This is a genomic window from Synechococcus sp. MIT S9508 (assembly GCF_047303045.1).
Lineage (GTDB): Bacteria > Cyanobacteriota > Cyanobacteriia > PCC-6307 > Cyanobiaceae > Synechococcus_C.
This window is the reverse complement of record NZ_CP138941.1, coordinates 1,412,855-1,424,471: the sequence shown is the minus strand read 5'-3', so window position 1 is coordinate 1,424,471 and position 11,617 is coordinate 1,412,855. Positions and strand designations below refer to the sequence as shown.

18 protein-coding genes are annotated in these 11,617 nt (G+C 57.8%); 14 read left to right on the top strand and 4 right to left on the bottom strand.

The genetic code is table 11. The features are described 5' to 3' along the window. Nucleotides 1-68: 68 nt before the first annotated feature. From SIB42_RS07525 to SIB42_RS07465, 13 genes are all read left to right on the top strand, one after another. A complete protein-coding gene (locus tag SIB42_RS07525; protein ID WP_067092986.1) occupies nt 69-512 on the top strand; it encodes a Ycf51 family protein in 444 nt (147 codons plus the stop codon). Further along, complete coding sequence (locus tag SIB42_RS07520; protein ID WP_067092985.1) at nt 509-913, top strand: DUF4332 domain-containing protein; 405 nt, start codon at nt 509-511, stop codon at nt 911-913. Before SIB42_RS07525 ends, SIB42_RS07520 begins: the two co-directional genes overlap by 4 nt. Before the next feature lie 66 nt (nt 914-979). Next, on the top strand, nt 980-1,267 hold the full coding sequence (locus tag SIB42_RS07515; RefSeq protein WP_067092984.1) for a hypothetical protein: 288 nt from the start codon (nt 980-982) through the stop codon (nt 1,265-1,267). Beyond that, nucleotides 1,257-2,906 (top strand): CocE/NonD family hydrolase, encoded by a 1,650-nt coding sequence (locus SIB42_RS07510; RefSeq protein WP_067092983.1) that lies wholly within the window; start codon nt 1,257-1,259, stop codon nt 2,904-2,906. Before SIB42_RS07515 ends, SIB42_RS07510 begins: the two co-directional genes overlap by 11 nt. Before the next feature lie 22 nt (nt 2,907-2,928). Beyond that, on the top strand, nt 2,929-3,675 hold the full coding sequence (locus SIB42_RS07505) for a DUF3887 domain-containing protein (RefSeq protein ID WP_067092982.1): 747 nt from the start codon (nt 2,929-2,931) through the stop codon (nt 3,673-3,675). Nucleotides 3,676-3,745: 70 nt separating this feature from the next. Next, nucleotides 3,746-6,043, top strand: coding sequence for a 1,4-alpha-glucan branching protein GlgB (glgB, locus tag SIB42_RS07500; protein WP_067092981.1), 2,298 nt, complete (start codon nt 3,746-3,748; stop codon nt 6,041-6,043). A gap of 100 nt (nt 6,044-6,143) precedes the next feature. Then, nucleotides 6,144-7,202, top strand: a complete 1,059-nt coding sequence (gene hemE, locus SIB42_RS07495; RefSeq protein ID WP_067092980.1) for a uroporphyrinogen decarboxylase — start codon at nt 6,144-6,146, stop codon at nt 7,200-7,202. Beyond that, entirely contained in the window at nt 7,199-8,206 is a 1,008-nt protein-coding gene (locus SIB42_RS07490; RefSeq protein WP_067092979.1) for an NAD-dependent epimerase/dehydratase family protein, read from the top strand. Before hemE ends, SIB42_RS07490 begins: the two co-directional genes overlap by 4 nt. A 35-nt stretch (nt 8,207-8,241) precedes the next feature. Further along, entirely contained in the window at nt 8,242-8,601 is a 360-nt protein-coding gene (gene petE, locus SIB42_RS07485; RefSeq protein WP_067092978.1) for a plastocyanin, read from the top strand. A 127-nt stretch (nt 8,602-8,728) separates the two neighbouring features. Continuing rightward, nucleotides 8,729-9,091, top strand: coding sequence for a c-type cytochrome (locus SIB42_RS07480; protein ID WP_067092977.1), 363 nt, complete (start codon nt 8,729-8,731; stop codon nt 9,089-9,091). Beyond that, on the top strand, nt 9,088-9,315 hold the full coding sequence (locus SIB42_RS07475; protein ID WP_067092976.1) for a Nif11-like leader peptide family natural product precursor: 228 nt from the start codon (nt 9,088-9,090) through the stop codon (nt 9,313-9,315). Before SIB42_RS07480 ends, SIB42_RS07475 begins: the two co-directional genes overlap by 4 nt. Nucleotides 9,316-9,423: 108 nt before the next feature. Continuing rightward, nucleotides 9,424-9,753, top strand: a complete 330-nt coding sequence (locus SIB42_RS07470) for a hypothetical protein (RefSeq protein ID WP_231856306.1) — start codon at nt 9,424-9,426, stop codon at nt 9,751-9,753. A gap of 94 nt (nt 9,754-9,847) precedes the next feature. Beyond that, nucleotides 9,848-10,015: a hypothetical protein gene (locus SIB42_RS07465; protein ID WP_197459837.1), complete on the top strand. Its 168-nt coding sequence runs from the start codon at nt 9,848-9,850 to the stop codon at nt 10,013-10,015. A gap of 37 nt (nt 10,016-10,052) precedes the next feature. Here the strand turns inward: SIB42_RS07465 and SIB42_RS07460 are convergent, their stop codons facing one another. Continuing rightward, complete coding sequence (locus SIB42_RS07460; protein ID WP_067092975.1) at nt 10,053-10,358, bottom strand: hypothetical protein; 306 nt, start codon at nt 10,356-10,358, stop codon at nt 10,053-10,055. Nucleotides 10,359-10,417: 59 nt separating this feature from the next. On the opposite strand from SIB42_RS07460, the gene SIB42_RS07455 reads away from it, so the two are divergent. Continuing rightward, nucleotides 10,418-10,576 (top strand): hypothetical protein, encoded by a 159-nt coding sequence (locus tag SIB42_RS07455; RefSeq protein ID WP_197459836.1) that lies wholly within the window; start codon nt 10,418-10,420, stop codon nt 10,574-10,576. Nucleotides 10,577-10,584: 8 nt separating this feature from the next. Here SIB42_RS07455 and SIB42_RS07450 read toward each other — a convergent pair whose 3' ends face one another. The 3 genes from SIB42_RS07450 to SIB42_RS07440 form a co-directional block, all read right to left on the bottom strand. Then, on the bottom strand, nt 10,585-10,839 hold the full coding sequence (locus tag SIB42_RS07450) for a hypothetical protein (RefSeq protein WP_067092974.1): 255 nt from the start codon (nt 10,837-10,839) through the stop codon (nt 10,585-10,587). 101 nt (nt 10,840-10,940) lie between these two features. Beyond that, nucleotides 10,941-11,099 carry a hypothetical protein gene (locus tag SIB42_RS07445; protein WP_231856305.1) on the bottom strand — a complete coding sequence of 53 codons (159 nt, stop codon included), beginning with the start codon at nt 11,097-11,099 and terminating at the stop codon, nt 10,941-10,943. A gap of 300 nt (nt 11,100-11,399) precedes the next feature. After that, nucleotides 11,400-11,606, bottom strand: a complete 207-nt coding sequence (locus SIB42_RS07440) for a hypothetical protein (protein ID WP_074160691.1) — start codon at nt 11,604-11,606, stop codon at nt 11,400-11,402. Nucleotides 11,607-11,617: the final 11 nt, after the last annotated feature.

Genomic DNA, 11,617 nt, shown 5'->3' with positions numbered 1-11,617 from the left:
GCATCGATGCCCGTCAATACGCCGGAGGTCGACGCAATATAAGGACCACATTCCGAGCAGACCAGCCCATGCCACTTGAGGAATTGCTCTCCACCTCCAGCATCTGGCTCGCCAAAGGCGGGCTGGCGCTGTTTGGCTTGACACTGATCGCCTTCATCGCCCGCTGGGGCATCCGTTTCCGACTGGTGGGAGTGAGCAGCTTCACGCTGCTGTTGTCGGCCAGCTGCTGGGCTTTTGGTCTGAGCTACACACCCAGCGTCAGCGTGGAGGGAGCACTGCGAGCCCCGGTAGTTTTTGACAATGGTGATGATCTGGTGGTGGCTCAGGCCAAGGCCGATTTTCCAGACGAAGCGATCGAACCGACCCTGCAGCAATTGGCGGGGAATGTCCGTCCTGGCGGCCGCAACAGCCCTGAGGTGACTGTTCGTTTACGTCAGCTCCAGCCTGAGGGTGAAGGAGCTTCCAGATCAGTGGTTCTGGGCGAAACCGTTCGCAACTTTCGAGCCGAATGAGACCAGAGGATCCCTTACAGGAGCTACCCCAGGGCATGCGCGATGAACTGAAACAGCTGCTGGCTTCCGGCATCACCACCTGGGGGCAGCTGAAGTCTCTTGACGAGCTGCAAATCAGTCGACTGGCCTCCAGCGGTCGGGCGTCAGCACGCAACCTCAGACGTCTGCAAGGCATGGCTGATCTGGCCTGCGCGTTGGACCTGGCCCCTCAGGATGCTGCCCTGCTGATGCACGCAGGACTGGCCACCGTGACAGCGATCGCTGGGGCCACCCCACAGGACTTGCTCACCCGCACCGGACGACTGGAACGTCAGCTGCGAAGCGGACACCCCCCAGTTGTGGATCTTGCCGTGGCCCGCCGCTGGATCCTCCGTGCCAAGGAGAGGCAAAACACGAACTGACCGTCCAGACCAGCAAGCTCCGTCTCACCCGTTTCAAATGAGGGACAGATTCGGACAGAGGTTCCGATGCGTTTCCTCAACAACCTCAGATTCGCAACAGTTGCCGCAGTTTCAACCCTGCTTGCGGTGAGCCCTTTCAGTCAGGCCCAGTCGTCTCTTTTGGAAAGCGTTAAGCGCAATCCCGGTGAAGCCGAGGCACTCTGCCAACAGTTCAAATCCATCAATGCCCAAGGGGAGTCGGCACTGTCCAGCCAATCCATTGCTGTGATTGCTGGCCAACGCAACCTCAACAAGACGGAAGCTGAAATTGTTGCGACCTACGTGATCGGACTCAATTGCCCGGATGTTCGCTGATGCGTCACTGATCACCCGCGACGGCGTTGAGCTGGTCTCGCGAGTGTGGCGACCCTGCGGAGAAGGCCCCTGGCCTGCGCTGTTGATGAGACAGCCCTATGGCAAGTCCATCGCTTCAACCGTCACGCTCCCTCACCCGGAGTGGTGGTGCAGTCACGGCTTTGTTGTGGTTGTTCAGGATGTGCGCGGCCAGGGAGCGTCGGGAGGACATTTCCGCGGCTTCTCCCAAGAAGCGCACGACACGACCGACACCTTGAGTTGGCTGAGACAAAGGCCAGAGGTCAATGGTCGAGTCGGGATGTACGGCTTCTCCTATCAAGGCCTGACCCAACTGCTTGCGCCTTCGGAGTGCCCACCACCCGATTGTCTGGCACCGGCGATGTGCGGCCTGGACGAACGGGACCACTGGAGTTGCGACGGCAACGCCCACTGGTGGCATCTGGGGCTGGGTTGGGGCTTGCAGCTGGCCAGTCTCCAGGCCAAAAGGCGGGGAGACCATCAGGCCTGGGACGAGATGCGACGCAGCCTTGAAGACGGCAGCTATCTGCGTGAAGGCATGTCGATGCTTGAACACCACGATCCCGAGGGCATGGCCCTGCGCTGGCTCAAGCAAAGCCCCGAACGGGACAGCGACTGGATCCAACACTCCATGCCACATCGATGGCTGCAGCAACCGATGCTGTTACTTGGAGGCTGGTGGGATCCCCATCTCCGCGGCGTGATTGCTCTTGCGGAACAAGCCAGAGCAGCGGGAGGGCGACCTGAACTCCACATCGGCCCTGCCACCCATCTGCAGTGGTGGGCAGAGAGCAGCGAACTGCTGCTGAAGTTCTTCCAGCGGCATCTGATCGACTCTCCCTGCGACTGCGCCCCCCCGCACAGTGCGGATGACATCGTCGTCTGGCTGTGGGACCAAGTCAGCGACAGCTGGTGCGGAGCAGACGATCTGCATCCAGCATCGATCACCCCCCTATCCCCGGTCTCCTCACAACCTTTCGATCAGCAGCGCTGGCATCTGTGCAGTCGAGGCCTCGCCTGCCTTGACCCAGAAGAAGGACAGATCCTTGACGCAGCATCTGACCGTGGCGGCAAGGTGGTGATCGTGCATGACCCATGGCGGCCTGTACCCGCCATCGGTGGACATCTCAGCCCAAGCGCCGGGCCCTGCGATCGGGCATCCCTTGATCGTCGCAGTGACGTGGCGGTGTTCACCGGTGAACCCCTTAAGGGCGCCCTGCCTCTGCAGGGCAAGCCGAAGCTCAAACTTAACGTCTGCGCAGACCAGCCTGGATTTGATCTTTGTGTGGCATTGTCGCGCTTGCCTCGTGGCAAGAACACGGTGCAACAGCTCTCGACTGGGATGCTGCGAATCCGCGGACAGCAAGCCTTCGAGCTCTGTGAACGGGAGCTAGACCTTCAGCCGCTGCTTGCCACGCTCGAACCCGGCGACAGGCTGCGTTTATCGATTGCAGGAGCAGCCTGGCCAGCCATTGCCATCAATCCTGGGCATGAGGCCGTGGCCTGCAGCGCACCCAGTGCCGATTGCCGTGTGATCAGCATCGAGTTGCATCTTGAGATGGCTCAGTTGTGGATGCTGCCTCTGCTGGCGCCCCAACACCTGGGAACTCCGGCAGACTGATTCTACCGTTCTGACGATTGCCGTGAAGTTCACCTCCTGTCTTCTGGCAGCTGCCATGGCCACCTGCACTGTGGAGATGATCCCTGCGGCAAGCGTCCGAGCAGAGGTCCAGGTTGCACAGGCCCTAAATGCGCCGCGGACCAATCTCACTCCAAGCCAAGCCCAAAACGCCGCCAAAGAACTGCTCACATCGATCCAAGCGAAGAACGCGCATGGGATTTACAAGTTGTTGGCGACGCCCCTGAAATCAGCCACCAGCGTGGAGGCCATCAGCCAGCGGCTTCAAAGCGCGCCCATGATCGAATCCTTCCGAGTGGTCTCGGTCAATCCAGGTCTTGACGACACGACCGTGGAAACCGTGGCCATCACCAACAGCGGCACCCGTGAGCTGCCTCTATTACTGGTGCTCGATGACGACGGACAACTGCTGGCCTGGAAGTGGGTCGAGACGGTGCTCCCGATCGAACAGACCGCACTGCAGTTTGTGCAAGATCTGGATGACGGTCGTTGGATCGCAGCCCGGTATTACCTGGACCTCGACTTTCAAAAGGAGATCTCCCCAGCTGACCTCAAACGCAAGTGGTCGAAGCTGGAGCGGGTTCTCGGGGGGGTGAAGAGCGTCAAGAGCGCGCTTGCAGCCTCGAGCAACAGTGAGCAGCAACTGGTGTTGGTCACAATTGAATTCGTCAACATGACCGACAACCTCTTTGTGATCTTCAACCGCCAGGGGCGGATCATCAACGTCGACTTCTCAGCAGATCTGGTCTGAAATCCCTGGCAGGAAAGGAGTTTGAGCAGGCTTTCCGCTTAAGCTCCCGGCCTACGAAAGCTCCGTCGTCATGACCATCACTGTGCAGGACTGGATGGTTGAGGATGCCCAGCGACTGGCGGAGTGTCGTCACGACCACCCCCTCTCCATTCTCGGCCCTCAATCGCAAGACAACGGTGGCTGGGTCATCCGTGTCTGGATGCCCGAAGCCGACAACGTGACTCTCCTGACCGGTTCAGAGGAGATCGCCATGGCAACTCCACACCATCCCTGGATCTTCGAAACCGAGGTCAATCTCAACCCAGGGAGTACCTACAGGGTGCGCGTAAACCGTGGAGGGATAACCCATGAACAGCATGATCCGTGGGCCTTCCGTCAGGAATGGATGGGCGAAATGGACCGCCATCTGTTCGCGGAGGGGAATCACCACCACATCTGGCGGCGCATGGGTGCCCATCGCTGCGATCAAGACGGCGTCCAGGGTGTGATGTTCTGCCTGTGGGCTCCCAACGCCCGCAGCGTCAGCGTGATCGGCGATCTCAACAGCTGGGATGGTCGCCAGCACCCCATGCAACAGCGCCTCGGCGGGATCTGGGAGCTGTTCATCCCCGGAATGGCTGAAGGAGAGCTCTACAAATACGAAATCCGAACCCACGACGGCCACTGCTACCAAAAGGCCGATCCCTACGGCTTCCAGCACGAAGTGCGTCCAGACACAAGCTCCCTGGTGAGCCATCTCGATGGTTTCAACTGGACGGACAGCAGCTGGATGCAGACGCGCGACAGCAGCAATGTGCTGGACCAGCCGATCTCTGTGTATGAGATGCACCTTGGCAGCTGGATTCACGCCTCCGCGGAAGAGCCTTTCATTGAGGCCGATGGCAGTGCCAGGCCACCGGTTCCCGCAGCAGATCTCAAACCAGGTGCTCGCCTGCTCACCTATCCGGAACTGGCTGATCGCCTGATTCCCTACGTCAAGGAGAGGGGCTTCACCCACATCGAACTGATGCCGATCACCGAGCATCCATTTGATGGCTCCTGGGGTTACCAGGTCACTGGCTGGTATGCCCCGACCAGCCGCTACGGAACCCCGGATGAATTCCGGGGTTTTGTCGATCGATGCCACGCCGAGGGCATCGGCGTGATCATCGACTGGGTGCCAGGTCACTTCCCCCGTGACAGCCACGGTTTGGCCTTTTTTGATGGCTGCCATTTGTATGAGCACGCCGATCCACGCATCGGCGAACACAAGGAATGGGGCACGCTGATCTTCAACTACAGCCGCAATGAAGTTCGCAACTTTCTTGTGGCCAACCTGGTGTTCTGGTTCGACCAGTTCCACATCGACGGCATCCGGGTGGATGCGGTGGCCTCCATGCTCTACCGCGACTACCTGCGGCCGGACGGCGAATGGCTACCCAATGAGAACGGCGGCCGTGAGAACACTGAAGCGGTGCGTTTCCTTCAGCAGGCCAATCACGTGCTCTTCCAGCATTTCCCAGGAGCACTGTCGATTGCGGAGGAATCCACCACCTGGCCGATGGTGACCCAGCCCACCGACATCGGGGGCCTTGGCTTCAACCTGAAATGGAACATGGGTTGGATGCACGACATGCTCGATTACTTCGAGCTGGATCCCTGGTTCCGACAGTTTCATCAGAACAACATCACTTTCTCGATTTGGTACACCTACACCGAGAATTTCATGCTTGCCCTAAGCCACGATGAAGTGGTGCATGGCAAGAGTCATCTCCTGCACAAGATGCCTGGAGACGACTGGCAGAAATATGCGAACACGCGGGCTCTTCTGGCCTACATGTGGACTCACCCAGGCAAGAAAACCATCTTCATGGGCATGGAATTCGGTCAGCGAGCCGAATGGAATGTGTGGGGCGATCTGCAATGGGATCTGCTGAACCACGAACCGCATCAAGGGCTTCAACTCCTGGTGGGGGATCTCAATGCTCTTTACAAGGCCGAACCTGCTTTATGGAGGGATGACTTCGATCAGTTCGGCTTCCAATGGATCGATTGCAACGACAATCGCCATTCAGTGATCAGCTTCATGCGCAGGGAAAGCAGCAGCGGAACCTGGCTGGTGGTGGTTGCCAATTTCACTCCTCAGAGTCATTCCCACTACAGAGTGGGCGTGCCACTGGCGGGCTTCTACGAGGAGATTTTCAACACAGATGCAGCCAAATACGGCGGCAGCAACCTGGGCAACATGGGAGGCAAACCCACCGATGAGTGGGGCATTCATGGATACGAGAACTCTCTCGATCTGTGCCTGCCACCGCTAAGCCTGATGGTGTTCAGACACGATCCGAAACGCAGCTTGAGCGCTCTTGAGCAAACCGAGAGCGTCTGAAACCAGGCGAACGATGTGACGAACAGCTGAGCATGCCTGGAATCCAGCGCTTCTGCACAGTTTCTTCAGGTAGGTTTCCGACTGATTTGATCCCGGCTTGATGAGCAACTCTCTGCCTCTGTTACTGCGTGCAGCCCGTGGTGAAGCGGTGGAGCGTCCTCCGGTCTGGATGATGCGTCAGGCCGGCCGTTACATGAAGATCTACCGCGACCTGAGGGACAAGTACCCCAGCTTTCGCGAGCGCTCTGAAAATCCAGACCTCTCCTACGAGATCTCGATGCAACCCTTCAGGGCCTTCAAGCCAGACGGGGTGATCTTGTTCTCCGACATCCTCACGCCTCTTCCTGGCATGGGAATCGACTTCGACATCATCGAGAGCAAAGGGCCTCAGATCGGTGATCCGATCCGCAATCTCGACCAGGTCAATGCTCTGCGACCCTTGATTCCCAGCGAATCCATGCCATTTGTAGGCGAAGTGCTGGGGCGTTTACGTGAGAGCGTTGGCAATGAGGCGGCTGTGCTGGGTTTCGTTGGTGCTCCCTGGACGCTGGCTGCCTACGTGGTGGAAGGCAAAAGCAGCAAAAACTATGCGGTGATCAAGGCCATGGCCTTCCGTGAGCCCGAATTGCTGCATAAACTGCTCGACCATTTCGCCGAGTCCATTGCCAACTACCTGCGCTATCAGATCGATTCCGGGGCACAAGTGGTGCAGATGTTCGACTCCTGGGCAGGGCAACTCAGCCCAGCCGACTACGACGTCTTCGCGGCTCCTTACCAGAAAAAGGTGGTCGACCTTGTCAAGCAGACCCATCCCGATACCCCGTTCATCCTCTATATCTCCGGCAGCGCCGGCGTGATCGAAAGGATGGCCCAGACCGGTGTGGACATCATCTCCCTCGACTGGACCGTGGACATGGCAGAGGCCTGTGCACGCCTGCCTGAACACATCGGTGTACAAGGCAATGTTGATCCCGGCCTGCTGTTCGGAACCCCTCAGGCCATCGAAGCCCGAATCGATGACTGCGTTCGCAAGGCCAGAGGTCGCCGCCATATCCTGAACCTCGGCCATGGAATTCTTCCCGGCACACCCGAGGAGAATGGAGCTGCCTTCTTCACAGCAGGCAAGAGCGTGATGGATCGAGTCGGGGCTCTCGCTTGAGTCAGACCACAACTCCGTCGCGCATCCTGATCACGGGTGCCAGCGGCTGCGTCGGGCAATACACCACTTCATGGCTGCTGGAGAACAGCGACGCAGAGCTGCTGCTCTGGCTGCGTGATCCCAGCAAACTCACTGCCGTTTCTGCGGATCATCCGCGGATTCAACTGCTGGTGGGCGACCTTCGCGAAGCCGATCGATTCGCATCTGAGCTGGCCAGTGCGCACCGCGTGATCCACACAGCCACTGCCTGGGGGGATCCCGAACGGGCTCAGCAAGTGAATGTTGTGGCCGTGAAGCGAATGCTGTCACTGCTCAATCCATCCTTGGTCGAGCAAATCACCTATTTCTCAACAGCCAGCATCCTGGATCGGCATCTGCAGCCCCTCACCGAAGCACTGGCCTACGGCACTGAATACATCCAGACCAAAGCCCAGTGCCTGAAAGATTTAGAGGAGCATCCTCTCGCCGAGAAAATTGTCACCGTCTTCCCCACCCTGGTGTTCGGAGGCCGAGTGGACGGCAGCAGTCCTTTCCCCACCAGCTACCTCACCGAAGGCCTCGCAGAAGCCAGCAAATGGCTCTGGCTGGCTCGATTCCTTCGGGCCGATGCCAGCTTCCACTTCATCCACGCAGCAGACATTGCTGCGATTTGCGGCTATCTCGCCACCCATCCCCATCAACGCAACCCGGAGCCCGGCCAGGGTGCTGTACGCAGAATTGTGATGGGACAGAAGGCCATCAGCGTGAATGAAGCAGTGGCCAGCCTTTGCCGCTGGCGTGGGATTCGACGAACTCCTGGTATCCCTCTCTGGCCCTGGTTGATCGAAACACTGATCAAGGTGCTGCCGATCGAGGTCAATGCCTGGGATCGCTTTTCCATTCGTCAGCGCCATTTCATTCACGAACCCGTGACCCAGCCAGAGCGCTTCGGCGTCAAAAGCCATGCCGCAGATCTTGAATCGGTCTTGCTGGATTCAGGTTTACCGAAACGGGGATCACCCTGAGATACGCCTATAATGAGGCAACTTCAACAGTCGTCATGCTGAAGAGCCTTAAATCGATTTTCTACACCGCCTTCGCTTTTGTGCTGGCCTGCACCGTGGGTGTTGCTTCCGCAAGTGCCGCCACCGTTGAGGTGAAGCTTGGCGCAGATTCAGGAATGCTGGCTTTCGAGCCCAGCTCGGTCACGATCAAAGCCGGTGACACCGTCAAGTTCGTCAACAACAAGATGGCCCCTCACAACGCCGTCTTTGAAGGTCACGATGAATACAGCCACCCCGATCTGGCATTCTCCCCCGGCGAATCCTGGGAAGAAACCTTCAGCGAAGCCGGTACTTACGACTTCTATTGCGAGCCCCACCGCGGTGCTGGCATGGTTGGCCAAGTGATCGTCGAGTGATTTGTTCAGAAAACACCTGATTTTTCAGGTTTCAACATATTCAGACCCCAGATTGTCAACGTTCAACCTGGGGTCTTTTCTTGTTGTTGATGATGGATAGGTTTGGCATAGAGATGAACGCCAAGGGATGCCAAACCCTGCTTCTGCACTGGCACTGGTCCTCAGCCTATGCCTCACTCTCGGAGCGGCTCTGCCGGCAAGAGCCATGACTGACGCTGATCTGTCTCATGGAGCCCAGCTGTTCTCAAGCAACTGTGCTGCCTGCCATATGGGTGGCGGCAATGTGATCAGAGCCACTCGCACCCTGAGCCAGGCGGACTTGCAGGCCTACCTCGATTCCTACAGCCAGCATCCGATTGAAGCAATCGAGCATCAGATCGAGAACGGCAAAAATGCCATGCCTTCCTACGAAGGCAAGCTGAGTCTCACGGAAATCGATGATGTCGCTGCATTCGTCGAAAAACAGGCTGAAAAAGGATGGTCACGATGAGCAGAGAAGCATTGAGTGCCTTTGTGCATGCGCTCGAACACAGTGAATCGCTCAGACGACAACTGCACGGCTGCTCAGACGATACTGAGATTGTGGCTTTAGCAAGAAGTCTCGACTTCGCTTTGAATCGTGCCGACCTGGTCGCAGACGATCAGACATCAAAGATGGAGAGCTGGTTCAGCCGCAGTGCTCTGGGAATCAGAACGCACGGCAGCACAGACTGAACCTTTGTGGCCCAGGCCATGCCAGTCGTCACCCTGCTGAGCGACTTCGTTGATGGAACCTCGATGGCGCTCAGCGAAGACACCGAGGCGCCAAGTCTCAATAACTAAATGGTCCGCAACCCAGGTCAACTCTGGGCAGGCATCCAACATCGACGCCTAGCGAGAAACCTCACTCGCCGCCGAAGGGGACCTGGAACGCTGTATTACCCGCCTACAGAGACTGCCCAGGCTTACGTCAATGCCTACCTACAGAACGAGACGGGGTCGAGCGAAGAACAAGAGCAGCAGCACGCCATGCAGACCAGTGGCATCGAAATCGCACCCCATGCGGGAGAAGCGATTGAGTGCAAAGCACTGTTCAGCCGCCAGCAACGCAACCTCACCCGCCAGGCGCAAGCCAAAGGCTTTGGCCGAGAACAAACCGCGCCAGGAAAGTAGCAACCAACACACTTTTAACTTCCTTTAAGGATTTCAAGTGGGTGCTTTCCGGCGTCCTGCTGATCAACGAAAGTGCATTCGCTCGAGAATGCTCATGAACGACACCGTTCACAACCGTCGCGGGACCAGCCTGAAGTGGGAAACCAACGGAGAACTGGCTGGAGCCGATCTTCGCAACATCCTCCATCGACTTCAGGAAGCCGACCCCAATGCTCAGGGGTTGAATCAATGCGACCTGCTTGATCGGCCGCTACAGAAGTAACTGAACTGGCCTGGACAACGATCGTCAATGACTGAGATCAGAACAGCTGGGCCATGCGATCCACACTGGATCCGATGCATTCGACCACATATCCTTCCAACCCCTGATCATCACGGCCTGGCCTGAGCCTGAAGAGATAGGCATTCACCCAGGCCGTTTCGGTGTTATTGACATCGTGACCGCGGTCGACAAAACCGGGTTTCTGATCAAACAGATGGAGAAGAATCGCCAGCACATCCTGCCGGGACAGGCTTTCAGGATCGATCAAGGGCAGCTGATCCCTGATCTCAAGAAACGAAATGGAAGCCGAATAATCGAAATCCTCCGGCACCACAACCGACATCAGCACCTCCTCGATGCTGGGATGGTAAATGCGACAGTCGCAGCGACTCTTCGTCAGCCATGAGCCTTGAACCCAACGACCGCAACCACTGGATCGAAGAGATCGCGTTTCTTGAAGCCCGCCTGAATGGCAGCCAGGGGGACATCGATAAGGAGGATCGTGCCGCCTGTGAAGAAGCCCTGGAGGCAGCAAAAGTCAATCTTGCGGCCTGTCGCTGAAACAGGCCTTACGACCGAAGGGTATGGCACGGAGAGACAAAACTCTGTCGCTTCGCGAAGAGCTGCTTACGAGGCCTTGAAGCACTCTGCAGGCGAATCGTTTCAGACAAGAGCTTGGCCTGCAGCGACTTCTGACGGTTCTCCTGATCACGCCAGTACTGCTGGATCGTGCGCGGCCAGTACTCAAACACACGATCCAGCTTGGGGGTCTTGTCGCCGGAGATATTGATCACGGACATGCAGCTCACCATCAATGAGGTCATCTCCATCACCTAGCCACAGTCCAACGGAGTGGCAGCAATCTCGTGATTGAAGCGGGAATGCTGTCTCAGAGCGCTACAACAGTGCTGCCATCTCCACTGTCTCAACGCTGGCTCGTCGACCTGGTCGCATCCATTTCGCTTTTCAGATCACAACAGGGAAGCTGCTGGTGATACTGGGCGGGTTCGCGCATCGCCCAGTACTCATCTACAACACCCAGAAGGTGTGCACTGATCCGAGTCAGCCATGACCGTCTTTTCATGTCTTCATCCTGCCGAACAGAGGACGATTCAGCCACGGATACCAGCCTGCCGGTCAGGGTTCCTTAGCCTGCGATCGGATTCTGACTGTTGAATCCATTGCCTCCACTCAGAAGCGGTGGTTGGCGATACAGACTCAACCAGAGCGTTGTCGGTCCAGTAGTCGGGTGAATCGAGAATCCCCAGATGCAGGGGACAGGACGGGGCAGCCTTCACAACCCACTCCTTCAGATTTGCTTAACCATGGCCTAGCCGGTGCCTGAGTTGCAAGTACGCCGAGACGCCGTTGCAACCCTTTATTCCTACGAGCGAGCCGCCGTCAGCACCGCCAGATAGAGATCCTCATCAACCTCCCGGATGTCGTACTCAGACGGCATGGTGCCGTGATGATGTTCATGGACCACTGTCCAGCACATCCTCTCCAGGTCCGAGGGCGACGGTCCATAGAGCTCTTGCACTCTGACCACCAATGTTGTGACCAGAGTCGGGTTCACAGGGGTTCCATCCACCTTGATCGCTG